The sequence below is a fragment of the Roseicyclus sediminis genome, assembly GCF_025515305.1.
GTDB lineage: Bacteria > Pseudomonadota > Alphaproteobacteria > Rhodobacterales > Rhodobacteraceae > Roseibacterium > Roseibacterium sediminis.
The window spans coordinates 170,081-191,610 of the sequence record NZ_JAOPHT010000005.1 but is presented as its reverse complement, the minus strand read 5'-3'; the positions used below and the strand labels follow the sequence as shown (position 1 = coordinate 191,610).

The following is a 21,530-nucleotide window of genomic DNA, read 5'->3' as shown; positions in this document are numbered from 1 at the left end:
AACCAAGTTTCAAATAATGAAACTAACATTGTGAACCGGATCACCAGGGAGGACACCATGCGATCCATCTTCAAGACCGGCGCCGCGGCGCTGGCCGCCACCACCATGCTGTGCGGCGCGGCCTTCGCCCAGGAGCTTTCGGGCACGCTGCGCATCATCTCCGACATGTCTAACCCCGGCCCCCGCGCCGTGATGGAGGGTCTCGCCGCCGATTTCGACGCGCTGCATCCAGACCTCACGGTCGAGCTGACGATCGTCGACCGCGAGGCCTGGAAGACCCAGATCCGCAACGCCCTGTCGGCCAATCCGCCCGACGTGGTGAACTGGTACGCCGCCAACCGGATGGGCCCCTATATCGATGCGGGCCTCTTCATGGACATCACCGACTGGTGGGAAGCCGGGGATTACGAGGGCCTCGAATCGGTGCGCGGCGCGATGACCCAGGACGGCCGCCAGTGGGGCGTTCCCTACACCTACTACCAGTGGGGCGTTTACTACCGCGAAGACATCTTCAACGAGCTTGGGCTTTCCGAGCCCGCGACCTGGGAAGAGGAAATCGCGAACTGCCAGGTGATCGTCGATTCGGGCCGCGCCTGCTACACGATCGGGACCAAGTTCCTGTGGACCGCCGGCGGCTGGTTCGACTACCTCAACATGCGGACCAATGGCTTCGACTTCCACATGGAGCTGGCGCGCGGCGAAGTGCCGTGGACCGATGACCGCGTTCGCGCGACCTTCGCCAACTGGCGTCAGCTGATCGACATGGGGGCCTTCATCGAGGACCACCAGACCTACAGCTGGCAGGAGGCGCTGCCCTTCATGATCAATGGTGAGGCAACCGCCTACCTGATGGGGAACTTCGCCGTCGACCAGCTCCGCAACGGCGGACTGACCGACGATCAGCTCGACTTCTACCAGTTCCCGATCATCACCCCCGGCCTGCCGCAGGGCGAGGATGCGCCGACCGACACGTTCCACGTCGCCTCCGGCGCGCAGAACGTCGATGCGGCCCGCGCCTTCCTGGCCTATGTCACCTCGGCCGATGTGCAGACGGCGATCAACGGGCCCGAGGGCCTTGGCCAGCTGCCGGTGAACGCGAACGCGAGCGTGGCGGATGACGAGTTCATCCAGCAGGGCTTCGAGATGCTGAGCCAGAACGCACAGGGCGGCATCGCCCAGTTCTTCGACCGCGACTGGCCGGCGGAGATGGCGTCGATCGGCATGGAAGGCCTGCAGGAATTCATGGTCTTCCCCGACAACCTCGACGACATCCTCGAGCGTCTCGAGGCCGCGCGTCAGCGTATCTACCAGTAACCGGCCCTTGCCGGACCGCCTCGCCCGGGATCCGTTCCCGGGCGGGGTTCACGGTTTCCACACCCTGACCGGATACCGCGATCCCATGCGCCTCGTTCTTCACATCGGCCTGCACAAGACCGCAAGCACGGCGGTGCAGACGCTCTGCCGCGACAACGCGGGCCTTCTGGCCGAGGCCGGCGTCCACTGGCGCGTGCATCAGGGGTATCCCGCCCACCACGAAACCGCCTGGGCGCTTCTGCGCGGCGAGACCGGGGCGATCGACGACTATATCGCGGAGGCGCGCACCATGGGCGCGCGCACCGCGCTGCTGTCGAGCGAGGAGCTCGACTACGTGCTGCACGTCCCGCAGAAGGCGCAGGCCATCGAGGCCGCCGCGCGCGCGGCCGGCGTGACCGAGATTGTCTGGATCGCGGCCCTTCGCCGCCCGTCGGAGGTGTTCCGCTCCCTCATTTCCGAGCTGACGAAGCATGGGATCCACCTCGATCCTCTGCAGGGTTACCTCGAGATCCGCCGCACCGGCGGCCTGCATTTCACCGGGCGGCTGAACGGCGGCGCGCAGTTCTGGAACTGGTTCTATACCTTCGACTACCCGCGTTATGTCGGGCGGCTGCGGGAGGCCGTCGCGGGCCGGGTCGTTGCCTACGATTACCACGCGCCCGAGCGTTTTCCGGGCGCAGCCGTCCTGCGCGAGGCGACACATGACGCCGGGATGCTGATGGACCGCATGACGCCTCCGGGTCTCGTCAACGCGCGCCTGAGCGAGGCGGAGATCGCCCTGAACCTCGGCGCGATGCTGGCCGGATACGGACATGAGCCCGAGGAGGTCGCGGCGCTGCTCGCCGCGCGGGCCACGTGCGAACGCGCGGCGGCCGAGACGGGCGCCGCCCGGATCATCGACGACGCGCTCGATGTGCGGTTCGGCGACTATGCGGCGGTTCTGGGCGACGGTATGCCCGTGATGGAGGAGGCCTGAGACATGGCGACGACCACGCTCGACCCGCGCGACGGACCGACCTGGATGCAGCGAAACCGCATGACGGTGACGCCGATCCTCTTCCTGCTGCCGGGCATGCTGTTCTTCGCGGTCTACGTCATCATCCCGATCTTCCAGTCCTTCAACATCAGTTTCTACCGCTGGGACGGCCTGGGCGAGGCGACCTACATCGGTCTCGCCAACTACGAGGAGTTGCTGACCGACCGGAACTTCGAGATCTCGCTCTGGAACAACGTGAAGTGGCTGGTCCTGTACCTTCTGGCCATTCCCCTGGGGCTGTTCATCGCGCTGTTCCTGAACCAGACGGTGACGGGCATCCGGCTCTACAAGTCGATGTTCTTTTTCCCCTTCGTGCTCAGCCAGGTTGTCGTCGGCCTGGTCTTCTCGTGGTTCTACCTGCCGCGCGAGGGGCTGCTCAACGGGGTTCTCACGTTCTTCGGGATGGAGACGGTGAACGTGCTGGGCGATCCCGATCTCGCCACCTACGGGATCATCGCCGCGGGCCTCTGGCCGCAGACGGCCTATTGCATGATCCTCTACCTCACCGGTCTGAACGCCGTGGACCCCGAACAGGTGGAGGCCGGGCGTCTCGATGGCGCGAAGGGGTGGAAGATGCTGTGGTACGTGATCCTGCCGCAACTGAAGCCCGCGACCTTCATCGCCTTCGTCGTCACGATCATCGGCGCGCTGCGCAGCTTCGATCTCATCTCGATCATGACCAATGGCGGACCCTTCGGATCGACGCGCGTGCTCAGCTTCTACATGTTCGAGAAGGCGCTTTCGGAATTCGGGTTCCGCATGGGATATGGCTCGGCCATCGCGGTGGTGCTGTTCCTCATCATGCTGGTCTTCATCGGCTATTTCCTGTGGCAGATGTGGCAGGACGAACGGGAGGCGCGGCGATGATCCGGGTTCCGACGACCACCGCGCGGCAAGGGGAGGCTGTCTGACATGTTCCCGACCCCCATCGAAAAGCGCTCGCGCGCCGCGCAGGTGACCTACCAGACACTCCTGCCGCTCGCGCTCATCATGTGGCTCCTGCCGCTCATCGCGGTGATGCTCTTCTCGATCCGGCCTTTCTCGGACTTCGGGGCGGGCAACTACTGGGGCGTGCCGTCGAGCTTCGAGTTCTTCAACAACTACGGCCGCGTCTTCTTCGAAAGCGACATGCCGCGCTACCTGTGGAACTCGGTCCTCATCACGGTGCCGACGGTGATCGGGGCGGTGGCGCTGTCGTGCATGACGGGCTTCGCGCTGGGGGTCTACCGCTTCCGGGGCAACCTGCTGATCTTCTTCATGTTCATCGCGGGCAACTTCGTGCCGTTCCAGATCCTCATGGTGCCCGTGCGCGACCTGACGGTGAACATCGGTCTTTATGACACCAAGCTCGGCCTCGTCCTCTTCCACATCGCGTTCCAGACCGGGTTCTGCACGCTCTTCATGCGCAACTTCATCCGCGCGCTGCCCTACGAACTGATCGAGGCGGCGCGGGTCGAAGGCGTCGCGGAGTGGCGGATCTTCTGGTACGTCGTCCTGCCCTTGATGCGTCCCGCCATCGCGGCGCTCAGCGTCCTGATCTTCACCTTCATCTGGAACGACTATTTCTGGGCCATCGTCCTGACGCAGGGGCCGAACGCGCAACCGGTGACGGCGGGGATCACGTCCTTCAACTCGCAATTCGTGGCGCAGTATCACCTGATGAGCGCGGGCAGCATCGTCGCGGCGATCCCGCCGGTCGCCATGTTCTTCCTGATGCAGCGCCACTTCATCGCTGGCCTCACACTCGGAGCCGTCAAATGACGAAACTCGCCTTCATCGGCGCGGGATCGACGATCTTCATGAAGAACATCGTCGGAGACATGCTGCATTTCGAGGCGCTCAAGGACGCCGAGATCTCGCTCATGGACATCGACCCGGTGCGGCTCGACGAAAGCCGCATGGTCGCGGAGAAGATGATCTCCACCTTGGGCACCGGCGCGACCGTGACGGCGACGACCGACCGCGCGCGTGCGCTGGACGGGGCGGATTTCGTGGTGACCGCCTTCCAGATCGGCGGCTACCGCCCCTCGACCGTGATCGACTTCGACATCCCCAGGCAATACGGCCTGCGCCAGACCATCGCCGACACGCTGGGCGTGGGCGGGATCATGCGGGGGCTTCGCACAGTCCCGCATCTCTGGGCCGTGGCCGAGGACATGGCGCGCCTCTGCCCCGACGCCACGCTCCTGCAATACGTGAACCCCATGGCGATCAACACCTGGGCGCTGGCCGAGCGCTTTCCGCATCTGAAACAGGCGGGCCTCTGCCATTCGGTGCAGAACACGGTCGAGGAGATCGCCCACGACCTCGACCTTCCCGCCCACGAAATCCGTTACCGCGTCGCGGGCGTGAACCATGTCGCCTTCTTCCTGAGGCTGGAGCATGAAGGCCGCGACCTCTATCCGGCGCTTCGCGACGGGTATCGCTCCGGCCGGCTGCCCAAGCCCCCGCTCCTGATGCCGCGCTGCTGGAACAAGGTGCGCTACGAGGTGATGGACCACCTCGGCCATTTCTGCACCGAAAGCTCCGAGCACCTGGCGGAGTATGTTCCGTGGTTCATCAAGGACGGCCGCGAGGATCTTTTGGAGGAATTCCGCATCCCGCTGGATGAATACCCGCTCCGCTGCGTCGAGCAGGCCAAGGGCTGGGCCGAGCAGGCCAAGTCGCTCAAGGCCGCGGCCGGGATCGACGTGAAGAAGTCCCACGAATTCGCCGCCGAGATGATGAACGCCATCGTGACCGACACGCCCTACGTCGCCTATGCGAACCTTCCCAACCGGGGGCAGATGCCGCAATTGCCCCTGGGCGCCGCGGTGGAGACACCGACCCTCGTCGATGCCAACGGCTGCCAGCCGACCACGGTGAACGACATCCCGCCGCAGCTGATCGCCCTGATGCGGTCCCAGGTGAACGTGCAGGAGCTGGTGGTGCGCGCGTTGGTCGACGAGAACGTCGATCATATCTACCATGCCGCCTACATGGACCCGCACACCGCCGCCGAGCTTGACCTGCGCCAGATCCGAAGCCTCGTGACGGACCTGCTGGCAGCCCATGGCGACATGCTGCCCGCCTTCGCCCGGGTGAGGAAGGCGGCATGAGCCACGACCCCGTTTTCCCCGACCTCTCCGGCGCCTCGGTCTTCATCACCGGCGGCGGCTCGGGCATCGGCGCCTCGCTGACCGAGGCGTTCCTGCGGCAGGGCGCGAAGGTCGCCTTCGTGCAGCGCTCGGACGCATCGCTTTTCGTCGAGGAGATGGCCGACCTCACCGGCAACCGGCCCTTGTTCCTTCCCTGCGACATCACCGATATCCCAGCGCTGCAGGACGCCATCGGCAAGGCGGCGCAGGCCCACGGTCCGTCGACGGTGCTGGTGAACAACGCCGCCAACGACAAGCGCCACAAGACCGAGGAGGTGACCGAGGATTTCTGGGACTGGTCGCAGGCGATCAACCTGAAGGCCTATTTCTTCGCGTGCCAGGCCGTCGTCGCCGGCATGCGGGCGGCGGGGGGCGGGTCGATCGTGAACTTCTCCTCGATCTCCTACATGATGGGAAACGCGGGCTACCCGTCCTACACCACGGCGAACGGCGGCATCACCGCCATGACCCGGAGCCTCGCGCGGGAATTCGGGCCCGACAACATTCGCGTCAACGCCCTCATGCCGGGCTGGGTCCTGACCGACAAGCAGCTCGAGATGTGGGCCAGCCCCGAGGACCTCGCCGCGCACATGGAGAAGATGTGCCTGAAGGAGCATCTCAAGCCGTCCGACATCACTGGCGGCACGCTGTTTCTCGCCTCGGCGGCCAGCCGCATGATGACCGGGCAGGCTCTGGTGATCGACGGCGGGGTGGTCGTGACGGGATGAGCGCGCGGGCGACATATGCCGACTGGATCGCGGTCGACTGGGGCACCACCCATCTGCGCGTCTGGGCCATGGGCGAGGACGGGACGCTCCGGGCCGAGGCCGTGTCGGACGACGGCATGGGCACGCTCGGCCGCGACGGGTTCGAGCCCGCGCTTCTGCGCCTGATCGAGCCATGGCTCGGGTCGGGGACTGTGCCTGTTCTGGCCTGCGGCATGGTCGGCTCGCGCCAGGGCTGGGCCGAAGCGCCCTATGCGAGCGTGCCGGCCAGGCCCGCCGAACTGCCGCCCGTGACCGTGGCCACGCGCGACCCCCGCATCCGTGTGTCGATCCTGCCCGGCCTCAGCCAGGCCAGCCCCGCCGACGTGATGCGCGGGGAAGAGACACAGATCGCGGGGTTCCTCGCGCAGTCGCCCGGCTTCGACGGCGTCCTGTGCCTGCCCGGCACCCATACGAAATGGGTTCGGATCAGCGCCGAGGAGGTCGTGAGCTTCCAGTCCTTCATGACCGGGGAGATGTTCGAACTTCTGTCCGAACACTCCGTTCTGCGCCATTCGGTCGGCGCGAAGTCGATTGACGAGGGCGCCTTCGCCGAGGCCGTTTCCGAGACCCTTTCGCGCCCCGAGCGCCTTGCGCAGCGGCTCTTCACGATCCGGGCCGAAAGCGTGCTGTCGGGCCTTGGGGCAGAGGCCGCGCGCGCGCGCCTTTCGGGGTTCCTGATCGGCGCGGAACTGGCCGGGGCAAGACCCTACTGGCTGGGCCAGGAGGTCGCCGTCGCGGGTGCGCCCGCGCTCGTGCACCTTTACGCCAGCGCGCTCGAGGCACAGGGTGTGTCCGCGCGCCGCCTCGACGCCGATCCGCTCACCCGCCTCGGCCTGGCGCGGGCCTGGGCCACGCTGCGGGAGACCATCACATGAGCCGCCCGATCATCGCCATCCTTCGCGGGATCACCCCGCCCGAGGCCAGCCCCGTGACCGAGGCGCTGATCTCTGCGGGCATCGACAGGATCGAGGTGCCGCTTAACTCGCCCAAGCCGCTGGAAAGCATCGCGGCGATGTCGCGCGATTTCGGCGAACATGCGTTGATCGGGGCGGGCACCGTTACCGCCACGGACGAGGTGCGCGAAGTGGCGGATGCGGGCGGACGGCTGATCGTCTCGCCCAACTTCGACGAGGATGTCGTGATCGAGACCAAGCGCCTGCTGCTGCAGAGCTGGCCGGGCGTCTTCACCCCCTCGGAGGCCTTCGCGGCGCTGAAGGCCGGGGCTGACGGGCTGAAGCTTTTTCCCGCCACGCTCATCGGTCCCGCGGGCCTGAAGGCGATGCGGGCGGTCCTGCCGCATGATGCGGCTGTCTTCGCCGTGGGCGGGGCCGGGCCGGAGAATTTCGGCGAGTGGCTGGAGGCCGGCGCCGACGGCTTCGGCATCGGCACCGCGCTCTACAAGCCGGGCATGACCGCCGATGAGGTGGGCAAGCGCGCCCGCCGGATCGTTGCGGCCTGGGACGACGCGACCAAGGGCATCGCCGTATGAACATCGACACCTTCGACGACCGCGCCTGCATCCTGGGCGAGGGGCCGCTTTGGCACCCCGAACGCGGGCAGCTCTTCTGGTTCGACATCATGGGCAAGCGCCTGATGACGCGCGACGAAGACGGCCCGCGCGAGTGGCGCTTCGACCGTCACGTTAGCGCGGCGGGCTGGATCGACCGAGACACCCTGATGATCGCGAGCGAGACGGACCTCGTCCGCTTCGATCTCGTGACCGGCGCCGCGGAGCGTCTTGCGGACCTGGAGGCCAGCAATCCCGCCACGCGGTCGAACGACGGTCGCGCGGACCCCTTCGGCGGCTTCTGGATCGGGACGATGGGAAAGCACGGCGAGACGGGGGCCGGCGCGCTCTACCGATACTTTCGGGGGAAGGTGGTGCAACTCCGCGACGGGATCACGATCCCGAATGCGACCTGTTTCACGCCGGATGGCCGGACCGCCTTTTTCGCCGACACCGCCGCTCACGTCGTCTGGCGGATAGCGCTCGATCCCGAGGGATGGCCCGATGACGATTGGGAGGTCTTCCTCGACCACAGGGAAAGCGGCATCAACCCGGATGGCGCCGTGGTCGATGCCGACGGGCGGTTCTGGTGCGCGGAATGGGGCGGTTCGCGCGTGGCCTGCTACGCGCCGTCCGGTGATCTCGTGGAAGAAATCCCGCTCGACGTGCCGCAGCCGACCTGTCCCGCCTTCGGTGGCCCGGACCTCTCGACACTCCACGTCACGTCGGCCCGGCAGGGGATGCCGTCGGACGCGATGGATGGCGCGCCACGCTCGGGCATGACGCTGTCGGTCGCGACAAGCGCGCGGGGACAGGTGGAACATCGGGTGATCCCGTGAGCCTCACGCGCGCGCTCGGCACCTGCTATTACCCCGAACACTGGCCCGAGGACATCTGGCCCGAGGACGCGCGCCGCATGGCCGAGCTCGGCCTCACCTGGGTCAGGATCGGTGAATTCGCCTGGTCCAGACTTGAGCCGGAACCGGGCCGCCATGACTGGGGCTGGATGGACCGCGCCTTCGAGGTGCTGGGTCAGGCGGGCCTGAAGATCGTCCTCGGCACACCCACCGCCACGCCGCCGCGCTGGATGCTCGACCGGCACCCCGACATGCTGGCCCATGACGCCGAGGGGCGGCCGCGCGGCTTCGGCTCGCGCCGGCATTACTGCTTCAGCCACGAGGGCTACCGCGCCGAGGCGGCGCGCATCGCCGAAGCGATGGCGAAACGCTATGGCCGGCACCCCGCGCTGGGCGCGTGGCAGACGGACAACGAATATGGCTGCCATGACACCACCATCAGCTATTCGCCCGCCGCCCGCGCCGCTTTCCGCGACTGGCTCGCCCGGAAGTACCAGAGCGCCGAGGCGCTGAACCGCGCCTGGGGCAACGTCTTCTGGTCGATGGAGTACGACAGCTTCGACCAGGTGGACCTGCCCAACCTGACCGTGACCGAGCCGAACCCCTCCCACGCGCTCGACTTCCGCCGCTTCTCGTCGGACCAGGTCGCGCGCTGGAACGCGGCCCAGGTCGAGGCCATCCGTCGCCACTCCGATGCCCCGATCAGCCACAACTACATGGGCCGGATCACCCAGTTCGACCATTTCGCACTGGGCCGGCAGATGGAGATCGCCACCTGGGACAGCTATCCGCTGGGCTTTCTCGAGGACCGGCTCGAGGAGCCGCCCGAGCACAAACGCCGCTATGCCAGACAGGGCGACCCCGATTTCCAGGCCTTCCATCACGACCTCTACCGCGCCGTGGGGCATGGCCGCTGGTGGGTGATGGAGCAGCAGCCGGGCCCGGTGAACTGGGCCCCCCACAACCCCGCGCCCCTTCCCGGCATGGTCCGCTTCTGGACATGGGAGGCCTTCGCACACGGCGCCGAGGTCGTCAGCTATTTCCGGTGGCGGCAGGCGCCCTTCGGGCAGGAGCAACACCACGCGGGCCTTCTCCGCCCCGACAGCGTCGAGGCGCCCGGTTTCGCCGAAGCCGCGCAGGTGGCCCGCGAAATCGCCGGGATGCCGGAGGTCGAGACGGCGCAGGCCCCCGTCGCCCTGATCTTCGACTATGCCTCCGTCTGGGCCTGGCAGGTGCAGCCCCAGGGACTTGGATGCGACTACTTCCGGCTGGTGTTCGAGGTGTATCGCGGGCTCAGGAAACTCGGGCTCTCCGTCGATATCCTGCCGCCCGACACGGACGACCTCGGAGGGTATCGCCTCGTCCTCGTCCCGGGTCTTGTCGCCCTGTCGGATCCGCTCAAGCGCGCGCTGGCGGACACTCCGGCGCAGGTCCTCCTCGGCCCCCGGACGAACGCCAAGACGCCCGCGCTCGCCATCCCCTTGCCGCTTCCGCCCGCGCTGCCGGGTCTCGACGTCACCGTGGCACGGGTCGAGACGATCCGGCCCGACATGCCCATCGCAATGGAGGGAGCCGGCCACGTCACGCTCTGGCGCGAGGAACTGGAAGGAACGGCGGAGGTCATCGACCGCGACGCCGAGGGGCGGCCCGTGACGATGCGTTCGGGCCACATGACCTATCTCGGCGGATGGCCCGATCCGGATTTCCTGCGCCACCTCCTGATCCGCGCCTGCGATGATGCGGGAGTGGAAACGTCCGATCTCCCCCCCGACATTCGCGTCCGGCAATCGGGCGCCACGCGCTTCGTCTTCAACCACGGCCCCCAGGAGGTGCGCTTCGAGGGCCTCGTCCTGCCCCCCGCCGGGGTAGCCTGGCAGGGAGGATGACGGCTCAGCCGACCTCTTCGTTGTAGGTCGCGTTGAGCCGGCTCATCAGGTAATCCGCCGCCCGCACGGCCGGGTACTTCGGGGCGCCCGTTCCCGGCAGCGCCTCGACCATGACGTCGGGGTTCGCCTCCACGAACATCGCGACCGAGCGCCGCTGACGTTTCGGAGGCAGCACCCGATGCGGGGTCGAGACGTAGATGTCGTTCGTCCATCGCATCAGGCAGTCGCCGATATTGACCACGTAGGCCCCTTCCACGCTGGGAACATCCATCCAGTCGCCGCCGCGCGGTTTCACCTGAAGCCCCGGTTCGCCGTCGGTCATGAGCAGTGTCACGACCCCGTAGTCGGAATGCGCGCCCGCCCCGATCTCGCCCTCGGCGCCCGTGCCTGGCGGGTAGTGCAGGACGCGCAGCGCGGCGAGCGGTTCGATGAACGCGCAGTCGAAGTAATCCTCCGGCAGCCCAAGGTCGAGCGCGATGGCCCGAGACAGACGGATGCCGAGATCGAGGGCGGCGTCGTAATAGGCCAGCATCGTGTCGCGGAACCCGGGCAGATCCGGCCATTGGTTCACGCCCCGGAACGGCTCCCCCGCGATGACGCGCGGGTCGCCGGGGGACAGGTCGAACCCGATGTTGAAGCTTTCCTTCCGATCCTTCTGCCCGGAATTCTCGTCGAGGCTTTCCAGCCCGTCATGCGCCCATCCGCGGTAATGCGGCGTCTTCAGGATCGACACCGCCTCCTTCTCCGCCATGGGCAGAGAAAAGAACCGGTCCGCCTGCGAAAAGACCGCCGCGCGCAAGGCCTCGTCGATGCCGTGGCCCTTCAGCAAGAAGAACCCCGGCCCCCGCGCCGCCGCGCCGAGATCGGCCACGAAGCCCTCGCGGTCGGTGCCTTCGGAGAAGCGGGTGAAATCGAGAACCGGGATCATGCGGTGGCCTCCTTCGCCAGCGATCGGGGCAGGGGCCCGGTCAGCTTGTCCATCTTCGCCGCGACGCGGGCAAGGTGCCTTGCCCGGCTCTCATCGGTCGAACTGTCCATGAGGTAATGCGCGGCGAAGACCGTCCGGCAGCGTTTCGCGCAGAGAAGCCGCACGCCGCGCAGAAGCGTCCGCTTTCCCGGCGCGCCGATTACACGGGTCAGCCAGAAACTCGCGCCGCAAGTGGTGAAGACGCCCAATCGCGTGACATGGGTCAGACCCGGCCGGATATCCGGGTGCTGTGCGTCGGGCATCAGGAAGGCGAGGCCGGGCACCAGCACCCGGTCGAGCCAGCCCTTGATCATCGCCGGCAGCCCGTACCACCAGGTCGGGTAAACGAAGATCAGCGTGTCGCACCAGGCGATGTCGGCGCAATGGGATGCGACCGGCATGCGGTTCTGCGCCTCGTCCTCGTAGAACTCATGGTCCCGCGCACTCATGACCGGGTCGAACCCTTCGGCATAGAGATCGCGAAGCCGGACCTCCGCCCCCGCCGCTTCGAGCTTGCGCATGACCACGTCGCGCACCGCTTCGGTGAAGCTGCCGCGCCGCGGATGGCAATAGACGACCAGCGCCCGCATCTCTCAGAACGCCTCCATTTCCCGTCCGACCCTCTCCAGGAACGCCGCGCGCTTTCCGTCGGTCGCCCGGTTCATGTCATAGAGCGCGAGATACTTCATCTTCTCCGGCCGGCACACGTGCCAGACCGCCCGCGTGACGCATTTCCGCGGCGGGTCCCCCACCAGCAGCGCCCGGGTCCGCGAGCCGCCATAGGTCGTGACCGCCGCCAGGCGACGAATCTGCGTGAGGTTCGGCTTCACCTTGCCATCGACCAGCTTGAACGAGACCCCGGGCAGAAAGACCCGGTCGAGAAACCCCTTCAGGATCGCCGGATAACCGAAGTTCCAGACGGGGAAGACCATCACCAGCGCCTCCGCGGCCCTCAGCCGCTCGACGTAATCCGCGACGGGCCCGATATTGGCGGGTTCCTCGTGATAGCCGCGCCTCTCGGCTTCCGTCAGGACGGGGCTGAATCCTTCGGCGTTGAGGTCGCAGTCGTCCACGTCCCAGCCCGAGGCCGACAACCGCTCGACCACCGTCCCGTGCAGCGCCGCAGAAAAGCTCTCGGGGCAGGGATGGGCGAACAGAACCAGCGCCCGCTTCACCGGCGGGCCCCTTCATCTTTCTCCAAATACACACGGGGGGTGCGGGGGGCTTGCCCCCCGCCCGGCTCGGCGCGCTTGCGCGGCGACGGAAGGGAAACCCTGTCGCCGCGGCAGGCGGCGGGCCCGCTCACTCGGCCGCCTCCGGTTTCGGGGTCATGCCCGGGTATTCGTACATCGCCGAATAGTCGAAATCGGGCTTGTCCCAGGCGATCATCTTGCCGGGGTTCAACAGGCCCTTGGGATCCGCCTCGCGCTTGAAGTTCAGCTGGCGCGCATCGGTCGACTGCCGCCCGCCTTCCTCCAGCGTATAGCGATGCGGATTGAAGATCATGCAGCCCATCTCCTCGTGGATCGCGACGATCTCGTCGAGCCGCTCGGGCGTGGAAAAGGCCACGATGGGCAGGCCCGCGAACATCACCTTGCCGTTCTCGCGCATGACCTCCAGGTGCTGCAGGACCTCGGTCCCGAACTCGGCGCGGACCTTCTCGACCAGTTCCATGTGGTCGGGATAGCGGTAGCGGACCTGCAGGTAGGTGACCGACGGGTCCACCTTCAGAGCGCGCAGCGTCGTGTGATTCCACGTGTATTCCGCCAGCGCGCCCGGCGTCTTGGGCCAGTCGTTGTCGGCGGAGTTGTAGATGATGTCGCCCTGCGTCCCGTGCGCCTTCATGAAGGTCTTGAGCCCTTCGAAGGAATGCGGCGCGACGAGGAGAATGACGAGGTGCGTCCCCTCCGAGAGATGCGGTGCGATGCGCTGGAAGTAGCTCTTGCCGATCGGCGCCTCGATCACGGTGGCGAGCTTGATGAGGATGCCGTCCTCGTTCGCCACGTCCTGCGCGTAGGTCGCCGCCGCTTTGAAATCGTCGAAGGCGACGAGAAGCTCGGTCCAGTCGTAGGCCGGCGCCAGCGGCATCTCGATCTCGGTGATGATCCCGTTCGTTCCGAAAGCATGGCTGACCCGGGGCAGTTCGTCCCCCGTCAGGTCGAGCACCCTCGGCTCCTCCTCCATCGTCACGACGCGCAGCCGGATGATGTTGCCGAAGTCCCGGAGCGCCCCCCAAGTGCACGAGCCGATCCCGCCCGAGCCGCCCGCGACGAAGCCGCCGATCGTGGCGGTGGCGAAGGTCGAGGGCATCATGCGCAATTCCTGGCCCGAATGGGCCCGGGTCTGGGCGTCGAGGTCCTTGATGACGATGCCGGGCTGGGTGACGACGCGGCCGGGGGCGATCTCCTTCACCTCGGCCATGTTCTTCATGTGCATGACGCAGCCGCCGCGCATCGGCATGGCCTGGCCGTAGTTGCCCGTCCCCGCGCCCCGCGTCGTGACCGGGACGTCATGGGCGTAGCAGGCGCGCAGAACCTCGACCACCTCCTCCTCGGATTTCGGGTTCACCACGAAATCGGCCTGGAGATGGTCCATCGCGTCCTTCAGGACGGGCGAGTACCAGAAGAAATCGCGGCTCTTCGAGCGGATCGTGGCGGGGTTCTCGTCCTGCTCGATATGGGCAAGGGCGGCCTTGGCGGCGGCAACATTGGGCTGCATGTGGTCCTCGTCAGGTCGTCATAAGGGGGTCGAGCTCGGCGTAATCGGGCAGGGTTCGGTCGATCTGAACCCCTTCCCTCAGCACGATGCGGTCGGATTGCGGGCGGGCGAAAAGCTCGGTCCAGGACCGGGCTTTCACGATCACGAGGTCGGCGGGTGCGCCGGGCGCCAGCGACGGCGCGTCGAAGCCGCAGGTCGCGGCGGGCGCCGTCAGGAAGCTCTCCACCCAGTCGGTCCGTGAATGGTCGAGATGCCCGATCCGCGTCGCCTCGCGCATGACCTCCAGCATGTCCATGTCGCCATAGGCGTAGAACGGATCGCGCGTGTTGTCGGAGGCGAAGCTGACGGCGATGCCCCGTTCGCGCATCTCGTGCACCAGCGTGATGCCGCGCCGCCGCGGGGTCCGCGCCCCGCCCTCCGCCCGGTCCTGGAGATAGAGGTTGCACATCGGCAGGCTGACCACGTCGATCCCGGCCTTCGCCACGAGGTCGAGCGTGTCGAGCGCGCGCGTCTCGTCCTGCGCCGAAAGCGAACAGCAGTGTCCCACGACGACGCGGCCCGGAAAGCCCGTCTCGATCTTCAGCTCGGCGATGTCGCGCAGGGTCTCGACGCTGGCGTCCATCGTCTCGTCCACGTGGAAGTCGGCATCAAGACCACGTTTCGCGGCCTGGGCGAAGAAACCCCGGATACGGTCGCGCAGGTCGTCCATCGGGTAGGTGACCATGCCCAGCACGCCGCCGCGTGTCCCGGCCACCAGATCGGCGGTATGGCCGAACGGCCCGTCATCGTCCGTCCACTTGTCGCACCCGATGAGGCATACGGCCTGCAGGTCGATCCGGTCGGCCCAGTCCTCCTGCAGTTCCCGGAAGACGGGCCACGTGATGCCGTCCTGCGGCGCGATGGAGTCGAGATGGGTGCGGATTGCCCGTGTCCCATGGGCCAGCGCGCAGCGGAGCGAGAACTCCATCCGGGGGCGCAGGTCTTCGGCCGACCAGCGTGCGGAACTGTCGGCGCGCACCGTGGTGAGCGCCCCCATGAAGCTCCCGTCGGGGTTCGGGCTCCGCGGCCAGATATGGCCCTTGTCGAGATGCGTATGCATGTCGACGAAGGCGGGAAAGACCATGGCACCGGCCATGTCGACGGACAGCGCAATGTCACGGGCCTCGGCGATCCGGCCGCCCGATATGGCGATGTCGGTGCGCAGAAGGTCGCCCTCCTGCCCCAGAAGGCAGGCGGGAATGGTCACGTTGGCCAGGGTGACGGTGTCGTGCGGCAGCTTGGTGAAGTCGCTCATTTCTCGCGCGCCACCGCGCTTTCGTGCCAGTTCTTCAGCAGCAGGTGCGACAGGAAGCTGAGCGCCGCGAAGATGAAGACGCCCATCGCCGCGACCAGCGCCAGCGCCGCGAACATCCGTGCGATGTTGAGGCGATACCCCGCCTCCTGGATGCGGAAGGCGAGGCCCGAGCCGATGCCGCCGGTGCCGGCGACAAGCTCGGCCACCACCGCGCCGATGAGGCTGAGGCCGCCTGCGATCTTCAGGCCGCCGAGGAAGTACGGCAGTGCCGAGGGAAGCTGCAGGAACCGCAGCCTCTGCCAGCGCGTCGCCCCGTAGATACGGAAAAGGTCGCGCAGGTTGTGGTCGACGGAGTTCAGGCCGAGCGTCGTGGACGACAGCACCGGGAAAAAGGCCACGAGCCAGGCGCAGAGCAGCATTCCCGCCACCTTGCTGTCCACGTAGATGAAGATCAGCGGCGCGATGGAGACGACCGGCGTCACCTGCAGGATCACCGCGTATGGGTAGAAGCTGAGTTCCAGCATCTTCGACTGGTTGAACAGGATCGCAAGGCCGGCGCCGCCGACGACCGCGAGCAGCAAGGCAAGAAGCGTGATCCAGCCCGTAAGATAGGCCGCGTCGATCAGGATCGCCCAGTCGTTCACCAGGCTGTCCCAGACAAGGTTCGGCCCCGGCAGGATGTAGTGCGGGATCTCGTTCGCCCTGACGATCCAGCCCCAGCCCATGATGGCCAGCGCCATGATCGCCACGGGAAGCGCCCACTTGGCAATCTTCTCGATCCGGGCGGCGCGGGCGCGGCGGATCTCGTCCTCGTCGCGCGCCGCGGCGGCACCGAGGGTCTGGTCGTCGGCGAGGCTCATGCCGGTTCTCCCATGGCTTCCTTCAGCGCCTCGGAGGCGCGCCGCGCATGCGCGGCATATTCGGCGGAGGTCCGGAACTCCTCTCCGCGCGGATAGGGGGCGTCGACCTCGAGCTCGGTCAGGACCCGGCCGGGGCGCGCCGCCATCACCACGATCCGGTCCGAGAGGAACACGCTCTCGAAGACCGAATGGGTCACGAAGATCACGGTACAGCCGATCTGAGCCTTCAGCTTCAGGAGGTCGTTGTTGAGCTTGTGCCGCGTGATCTCGTCCAGCGCGGCGAAGGGTTCGTCCATCAGGATCAGGCGCGGGTTCGTGACGATGGCGCGCGCGATGGAAACGCGCATCTTCATGCCGCCGGACAACTCGCGTGGATAGGAATTCTGGAATTTCTCGAGGCCGACGAGGCGCAGCACCTCGAGCACGTCGTCCTTCACCTCGCCATAGCTTTTCCCGGCAAGGCGGAACGGCAGCCAGACGTTCTGCGAAACCGTCGCCCAGGGCATCAGGGTCGGTTCCTGGAACACGACGCCGAGATCGCCACGACCGTGCCCGCCTTCCCAGTCGACGCGGCCGCGCGTGGGGTGCATCAGGTCCGAGATGATCCGCAGTGCCGTGGACTTGCCGCAGCCCGAGGGACCCAGAAGCGAGATGAAATCGCCCTGGTTCACCTGCAGGTTCATGTCCTTCAGGGCGACCACGTCGCCGGAAAAGACCTTGTCGACATGGCGCAGCTTCAGCAGCGGCGGGCGTTGCCCCAGTGGCAGCGTGTCGTGGTGATGAACGGCCATGATGTCTCCGCAAAGGTCCGGGCGCCGCCCGTCATTCATGCGGCGCGGGGCGGAACATGTCCCACCCCCGCGCCAGGGACGGCCCGCGCCATCGCGGGCCGTCCGGTTCGCGTTGCGTCACTTTCGCCTTACTGCGGGCGCAGGTCCATCCCGAGACCCTGGTTCACGAACTGAGTCGTGTAGGAGGCCTGCCAGTCGATGCCGTCCTCGATCACGCCGGCCGCGACCATGTCCGCGTAGAAGCCGCCGATGACCTCGTCGGTCATCGCGCCGATGCCCATGGTCAGGGCGTCACCCGAATCGACGATGCCCCACTCGATCATCTTGCCGATGGCGTAGTCGATCTTGTCCTGGGTCATGTCGGGGTTGGCCTCGAGGATCATCGCGTTGGCCGCGGCATTGTCCCCGTAGAGGTAGTTGTACCAGCCCAGGATCGACCCGTTGACGAAGCATTCCACGACCTCGGGGCGTTCCTCGATGGTAGAGGCCATCGTCTCGACCGTCGTGGCGTAGGAGCCGAAGCCGTTGTCCGCGATCAGGAAGACGTTGGGAACGAAGCCGCCCGTCGTCTCGACGAGGTAGGGCTCGGACGAAAGATAGCCCTGCATGCCAAGCTGATCGTCGGCGAGGAAGGGCGCGGGGTTGAAGGTGTAGGGCTGGCGCTGCTCGACGGTGAAACCGTGGGCCGCGATCATCCACTGGTAATAGGAGGTGAAGCCGTTGTCCCCGATCAGGAGCGTCAGGTCCTTCAGCTCTTCCCAGGTATCGGCGACGCCGGGATGTGCGAGGATGACCTGCGGGTGTTTCTGGAACGTGGCCATGACGGCCACGACCGGAATGTCCTCGGCCACGGCGTTGAACGCCTGCAGCATGTCGCCGCCCATGTGGAACTGGATGCGGTCGGCCAGCAGGAGCGCGCGGTTGTTCACCTGCGGCCCGCCCGAGATGATCTCGACGTCGAGGCCGCACTCGGCATAGGTGCCGTCGGCGACCGACTGGTAGAAGCCGCCGTGCTCGGCCTGGGCGAGCCAGTTGGTTCCGAAGACGACGGGCGTCAGGTCCTGCGCCTGTGCGGCGCTCGCGGCGAGCGCGGCTGACAGCGCGATGAGGGACGTGCGAAGCATGAGACTGGATTCTCCCCGAAGGTGGTTGGTTGTGGATGGCAGGGTAGGGGGGGCGATCCGGTGCGAAAGGGCGGGGCGCCACCGCAGACGCGGGGTTGCAGCAAGCACCGGGGGAAACGCCATGGATCCAAGCGATATGCCCAAAAATTGTGCGCAAGGCGAAATTTTGCCCGGGCGGGGTTCGGCCCGCCACTGGACAGACCGCCCTGGGGTGTCGAAGTTCGGCGGCGCGGCGGCAGCGATGAAGGCACTTCCATGAAAGATCCACGACGTCTCGAGGCATTGGTGCCGGACGGCATCCGGCCCCCTTTCGCGGCCTATTCCCACGGCACGTTTGTGCCTGCGGGCGCGGAGTTCGTCTTCACCTCGGGCCAGCTTGGCATCACGCCGTCCGACACCGTCCCCGAGAGCGCCGAGGCGCAGGCCGATCTCTGTTTCGCCGCGATCGACGCCATCCTCGCGGATGCCGGTTTCGACCGCGCGGACACGGTCCGGATCAACGCCTTCGTGACGGACCGCGCCCACATGCCGGGATACATGGCGGCGCGCGATCGCTGGTGTGCCGGGATGGGCCGCCTTCCGGCTTCGACGCTGGTCATCGTGTCGGGGTTCACGCGCGCCGAATTCAAGGTCGAGGTCGAGGTCACGGCCGCCCGCCTGCCGACCCGCTGATCCCTGACGGAACACATCCGATTTTCGGTTGACGGGGCGGGCCGCTTGTCATACGCCCACCGCGCTTGTGGCGGAGTAGCTCAGTTGGTTAGAGCAGCGGAATCATAATCCGCGTGTCGGGGGTTCAAGTCCCTCCTCCGCTACCACTTCCCCCTTCGAAATCCCTGAACCGGCCCGAACGGCATCTTCTCTCTGCCCGCAACGGTCATGCCGTCGGCGATTGCGGCCGCGCCAGTGCCTTCGGCGGTGACGTTCCCGTGATTGCGGATCCGACGGGGTGCGCCGGATCGCAGTCGGAACGGCGCTTGATTATGCGCGCCAAAAGGCGGACGCTTCGGGTTCATGAAAAAGGACGTTCCCATGCTCCGCCATATCGTGCTCGTGTCCTTCAAGCCCAAAGCGTCGGCCGAGCAGATCGTGGCATGGAGCGATGCCGTGACCGACATGTGCGCGTCGAGTTCCGAAGTCCTCTCGTTTTCCCTCGGCAAGAATGTCGGCAGCGGACCCAACCACCATGATGCCGCGCTCGTCGCCGATTTCGAGGATATCGATGCTTTCCGCCGCTATATCGCCGGTGAGAAGCACAAGGCCTACGTCGAAAACCATGCGCGCCACGTGACAGCGAAGCTCGCCGCGATCCAGCACGAGATGTGAAGGCCCTCAGGGGATTTCCGGAAGCGGGACCTTCGGCGAAAGTCACCCGGTGTTCACGTTTGGGACCGGAGCGTCGCCGCCTTCAATCCTTCAGGCCGTGTGCCCCGACGACCGGGTCAACCGATGCATCGTTCGAGGCAGCGGAGCCAGTTCCCGCGCGCGAGTTTTTCGATCAGCGGGGCGTCATAGCCGTGGGCTTGCATCCTCTCGAACAGGCGCGGCACCCCGGTGACGTCGCCGATCAGGTACGGCGGGACGCATCCGTCGAAGTCCGAGCCGAGGCCGACGTTGTCCTCCCCCGCCTCGCTGATGAGATGGTCGAGGTGGCGCAGCATGACATCCCAGCCCGTGCCCTGGTCGGCGGTGCCGTCGGCGTTGAGGTAGAAGGCGGCGTAGTTGAAGCCCACCATGCCGCCACGCTCGCGGATCGTGTGAAGCTGCCGGTCGGTCAGGTTGCGCGGGCTTTCGCAGAGCGCGTGGGCATTCGAATGGGTTGCGACCAGCGGCGCGGTCGAGAGGGCCGCCACGTCGTCGAAGCCTTTTTCGTTCAGGTGCGACAGGTCGATCAGGATTCTCAACTCGTCGCAAAGGCGCACGAGGTCACGCCCCTTTTCCGTGAGGCCCGGACCGATATCCGGAGTGCCGGGAAAGGCCATGGGCACACCGTATCCGAAGATTGTCGGACGGCTCCAGACCGGCCCGAGCGAGCGCAGGCCCATCTGGTGAAACAGGTAGAGCGCGTCGAGATCGGGGCCGATCGCCTCGGCGCCTTCCATGTGCATCACGCCCGCGATCCGGCCCGCCGCCATCGATGCCCTGATCTCGGCGACCGAACGGCAAACGCGGAAGTCCTGCGGCGCCGCGCGTTCCATCCAGTGCAGGAGACCCGCCATCGTCAGTGCGACGGGCTGCGCCTGCGCATGCGTCATCTCGGGCGGCATCGGCAGATCGTAGGGCGGGTTTGCCATCAGCGCCTTGAAGTCGGGCGGTGGCCCGCCGGAGGCGGGCGGCACGAAGATCGCGAAAAGCCCCCCGGCGAAACCCGAAGCCTTCATGCGCGCGAGGTCGAGATGGCCCATCGCGCCGGTCCCGAGCCAGGTCTCCTCGCGCGGTGCCGGCGTCATCATGAGGCGCAGCAGGAAATCGTTGTGGCCGTCGAAGAACGGAATGGTCGCGGTCATTGGTCGGGCTCCCTCGCGGCCTGCCCGGCAAGAAACAGGTCCACCTCCCGCAGGAGATCGGTGCAGGCGGCGTCGGCGATGCCGAGATGGTCGAAGTGATCGACGATATTGGCGAGGTATTCGTGGCTGGTGCCGAGAAAGCCCTCTCCGGTGGCGATGCAGCGGATCTGCTCGGCGGGGGTGATGTCGCCCATGATCTCGGGATGATCATGATTGGCCAGGAAGGTCAGGGCGGTGGTCCGGCTGCCGGAGATCTCGATCGGCACGAAGGCGGGGATATAGGCCGGCCCGATCATCTCGCGGCGAAAAAAAGGATCTCGGTTTCGGTGTCCACATCCCTTTCCCGGATCCGGTACGCCAGCCCCTCGCAACCCTCGCCGGTGTCCAGTGCCGCCATCAGACCCGGCGCCTCGGCCGTGCCTCGCGCGCCATTGTCGTCGCGCAGGATGAAGCGCCGGGCATGGCCTGGGGCATGGGCGCGGCGCACCTCGGCAAACCTGAGAGCCGGGTCCCAGATCAGTGAACCATAGGCGAAGATCCACAGATCGCCCGAATGCCCGGCCAGCGTATCGGCCCGGATCGCTTCGCGCACCTCGTCGGTATGGGTCCACTCCAAAATGTCTTCCATGTGCGGGTGGAGGTTGATCAGCGCCTCGATGCTGAAGGTTCGGAAGAACGACGTTTCGGGGTCGGTGATGCGGTCGCGCAACTCGGGGTGGCGGGCGAAGGGATCGTCGGCATCGGGCATTGCCTCATTCCTGTCAG

The 21,530-nt window shown here is 66.7% G+C and carries 23 protein-coding genes and 1 tRNA gene; 13 read left to right on the top strand and 11 right to left on the bottom strand.

Features of this window, described 5'->3' with window-relative positions; genetic code table 11:
* Window positions 1-57: 57 nt before the first annotated feature.
* From N8I71_RS09665 to N8I71_RS09620, 10 genes are all read left to right on the top strand, one after another.
* Entirely contained in the window at window positions 58-1,314 is a 1,257-nt protein-coding gene (locus tag N8I71_RS09665) for an ABC transporter substrate-binding protein (protein WP_262877769.1), read from the top strand.
* Between the two features lie 85 nt (window positions 1,315-1,399).
* Complete coding sequence (locus tag N8I71_RS09660; RefSeq protein WP_262877768.1) at window positions 1,400-2,290, top strand: hypothetical protein; 891 nt, start codon at window positions 1,400-1,402, stop codon at window positions 2,288-2,290.
* A 3-nt stretch (window positions 2,291-2,293) separates the two neighbouring features.
* Entirely contained in the window at window positions 2,294-3,217 is a 924-nt protein-coding gene (locus tag N8I71_RS09655) for a carbohydrate ABC transporter permease (RefSeq protein ID WP_262877767.1), read from the top strand.
* Window positions 3,218-3,262: 45 nt separating this feature from the next.
* Window positions 3,263-4,111 carry a carbohydrate ABC transporter permease gene (locus N8I71_RS09650; RefSeq protein WP_262877766.1) on the top strand — a complete coding sequence of 283 codons (849 nt, stop codon included), beginning with the start codon at window positions 3,263-3,265 and terminating at the stop codon, window positions 4,109-4,111.
* On the top strand, window positions 4,108-5,448 hold the full coding sequence (gene melA, locus N8I71_RS09645; protein ID WP_262877765.1) for an alpha-glucosidase/alpha-galactosidase: 1,341 nt from the start codon (window positions 4,108-4,110) through the stop codon (window positions 5,446-5,448). The genes N8I71_RS09650 and melA overlap by 4 nt, the downstream gene beginning before the upstream one ends.
* Window positions 5,445-6,215: an SDR family NAD(P)-dependent oxidoreductase gene (locus N8I71_RS09640; RefSeq protein ID WP_262877764.1), complete on the top strand. Its 771-nt coding sequence runs from the start codon at window positions 5,445-5,447 to the stop codon at window positions 6,213-6,215. Before melA ends, N8I71_RS09640 begins: the two co-directional genes overlap by 4 nt.
* The gene (locus N8I71_RS09635) at window positions 6,212-7,129 is read left to right on the top strand and encodes a 2-dehydro-3-deoxygalactonokinase (RefSeq protein ID WP_262877763.1); all 918 of its coding nucleotides are present in this window, start codon (window positions 6,212-6,214) and stop codon (window positions 7,127-7,129) included. Before N8I71_RS09640 ends, N8I71_RS09635 begins: the two co-directional genes overlap by 4 nt.
* On the top strand, window positions 7,126-7,743 hold the full coding sequence (locus N8I71_RS09630) for a 2-dehydro-3-deoxy-6-phosphogalactonate aldolase (RefSeq protein ID WP_262877762.1): 618 nt from the start codon (window positions 7,126-7,128) through the stop codon (window positions 7,741-7,743). Before N8I71_RS09635 ends, N8I71_RS09630 begins: the two co-directional genes overlap by 4 nt.
* Window positions 7,740-8,600, top strand: coding sequence for an SMP-30/gluconolactonase/LRE family protein (locus N8I71_RS09625; protein ID WP_262877761.1), 861 nt, complete (start codon window positions 7,740-7,742; stop codon window positions 8,598-8,600). Before N8I71_RS09630 ends, N8I71_RS09625 begins: the two co-directional genes overlap by 4 nt.
* Entirely contained in the window at window positions 8,597-10,504 is a 1,908-nt protein-coding gene (locus N8I71_RS09620) for a beta-galactosidase (RefSeq protein WP_262877760.1), read from the top strand. The genes N8I71_RS09625 and N8I71_RS09620 overlap by 4 nt, the downstream gene beginning before the upstream one ends.
* A gap of 4 nt (window positions 10,505-10,508) precedes the next feature.
* Here the strand turns inward: N8I71_RS09620 and N8I71_RS09615 are convergent, their stop codons facing one another.
* From N8I71_RS09615 to N8I71_RS09580, 8 genes are all read right to left on the bottom strand, one after another.
* The gene (locus N8I71_RS09615; protein ID WP_262877759.1) at window positions 10,509-11,432 is read right to left on the bottom strand and encodes an isopenicillin N synthase family dioxygenase; all 924 of its coding nucleotides are present in this window, start codon (window positions 11,430-11,432) and stop codon (window positions 10,509-10,511) included.
* Entirely contained in the window at window positions 11,429-12,061 is a 633-nt protein-coding gene (locus tag N8I71_RS09610; RefSeq protein ID WP_262877758.1) for an NAD(P)H-dependent oxidoreductase, read from the bottom strand. Before N8I71_RS09610 ends, N8I71_RS09615 begins: the two co-directional genes overlap by 4 nt.
* Before the next feature lie 3 nt (window positions 12,062-12,064).
* On the bottom strand, window positions 12,065-12,646 hold the full coding sequence (locus N8I71_RS09605; RefSeq protein ID WP_262877757.1) for an NAD(P)H-dependent oxidoreductase: 582 nt from the start codon (window positions 12,644-12,646) through the stop codon (window positions 12,065-12,067).
* A gap of 127 nt (window positions 12,647-12,773) precedes the next feature.
* A complete protein-coding gene (locus N8I71_RS09600) occupies window positions 12,774-14,189 on the bottom strand; it encodes an FAD-binding oxidoreductase (protein ID WP_262877756.1) in 1,416 nt (471 codons plus the stop codon).
* A gap of 10 nt (window positions 14,190-14,199) precedes the next feature.
* Complete coding sequence (locus tag N8I71_RS09595) at window positions 14,200-15,483, bottom strand: cytosine deaminase (RefSeq protein WP_262877755.1); 1,284 nt, start codon at window positions 15,481-15,483, stop codon at window positions 14,200-14,202.
* Window positions 15,480-16,343 (bottom strand): ABC transporter permease, encoded by an 864-nt coding sequence (locus N8I71_RS09590; RefSeq protein ID WP_262877754.1) that lies wholly within the window; start codon window positions 16,341-16,343, stop codon window positions 15,480-15,482. Before N8I71_RS09590 ends, N8I71_RS09595 begins: the two co-directional genes overlap by 4 nt.
* Window positions 16,340-17,134: an ABC transporter ATP-binding protein gene (locus N8I71_RS09585; protein ID WP_262877753.1), complete on the bottom strand. Its 795-nt coding sequence runs from the start codon at window positions 17,132-17,134 to the stop codon at window positions 16,340-16,342. Before N8I71_RS09585 ends, N8I71_RS09590 begins: the two co-directional genes overlap by 4 nt.
* A gap of 128 nt (window positions 17,135-17,262) precedes the next feature.
* Window positions 17,263-18,258 carry an ABC transporter substrate-binding protein gene (locus N8I71_RS09580; RefSeq protein ID WP_262877752.1) on the bottom strand — a complete coding sequence of 332 codons (996 nt, stop codon included), beginning with the start codon at window positions 18,256-18,258 and terminating at the stop codon, window positions 17,263-17,265.
* Between the two features lie 255 nt (window positions 18,259-18,513).
* On the opposite strand from N8I71_RS09580, the gene N8I71_RS09575 reads away from it, so the two are divergent.
* The 3 genes from N8I71_RS09575 to N8I71_RS09565 all read left to right on the top strand — a co-directional run bounded on the left by N8I71_RS09575 (window position 18,514) and on the right by N8I71_RS09565 (window position 19,584).
* Complete coding sequence (locus tag N8I71_RS09575) at window positions 18,514-18,930, top strand: RidA family protein (protein ID WP_262877751.1); 417 nt, start codon at window positions 18,514-18,516, stop codon at window positions 18,928-18,930.
* A 69-nt stretch (window positions 18,931-18,999) separates the two neighbouring features.
* Window positions 19,000-19,076 (top strand) — tRNA-Met (locus tag N8I71_RS09570).
* A gap of 214 nt (window positions 19,077-19,290) precedes the next feature.
* A complete protein-coding gene (locus tag N8I71_RS09565) occupies window positions 19,291-19,584 on the top strand; it encodes a Dabb family protein (protein ID WP_262877750.1) in 294 nt (97 codons plus the stop codon).
* 116 nt (window positions 19,585-19,700) lie between these two features.
* On the opposite strand, the gene N8I71_RS09560 is transcribed toward N8I71_RS09565, so the two are convergent.
* The 3 genes from N8I71_RS09560 to N8I71_RS09550 are packed head-to-tail and all read right to left on the bottom strand — an operon-like array spanning window position 19,701 to window position 21,513.
* Window positions 19,701-20,765, bottom strand: a complete 1,065-nt coding sequence (locus tag N8I71_RS09560; RefSeq protein ID WP_262877749.1) for a dipeptidase — start codon at window positions 20,763-20,765, stop codon at window positions 19,701-19,703.
* Window positions 20,762-21,061, bottom strand: a complete 300-nt coding sequence (locus tag N8I71_RS09555) for a gamma-glutamylcyclotransferase (protein WP_262877748.1) — start codon at window positions 21,059-21,061, stop codon at window positions 20,762-20,764. The genes N8I71_RS09560 and N8I71_RS09555 overlap by 4 nt, the downstream gene beginning before the upstream one ends.
* Window positions 21,058-21,513, bottom strand: a complete 456-nt coding sequence (locus N8I71_RS09550; protein WP_262877747.1) for a gamma-glutamylcyclotransferase — start codon at window positions 21,511-21,513, stop codon at window positions 21,058-21,060. The genes N8I71_RS09555 and N8I71_RS09550 overlap by 4 nt, the downstream gene beginning before the upstream one ends.
* Window positions 21,514-21,530 lie beyond the last annotated feature (17 nt).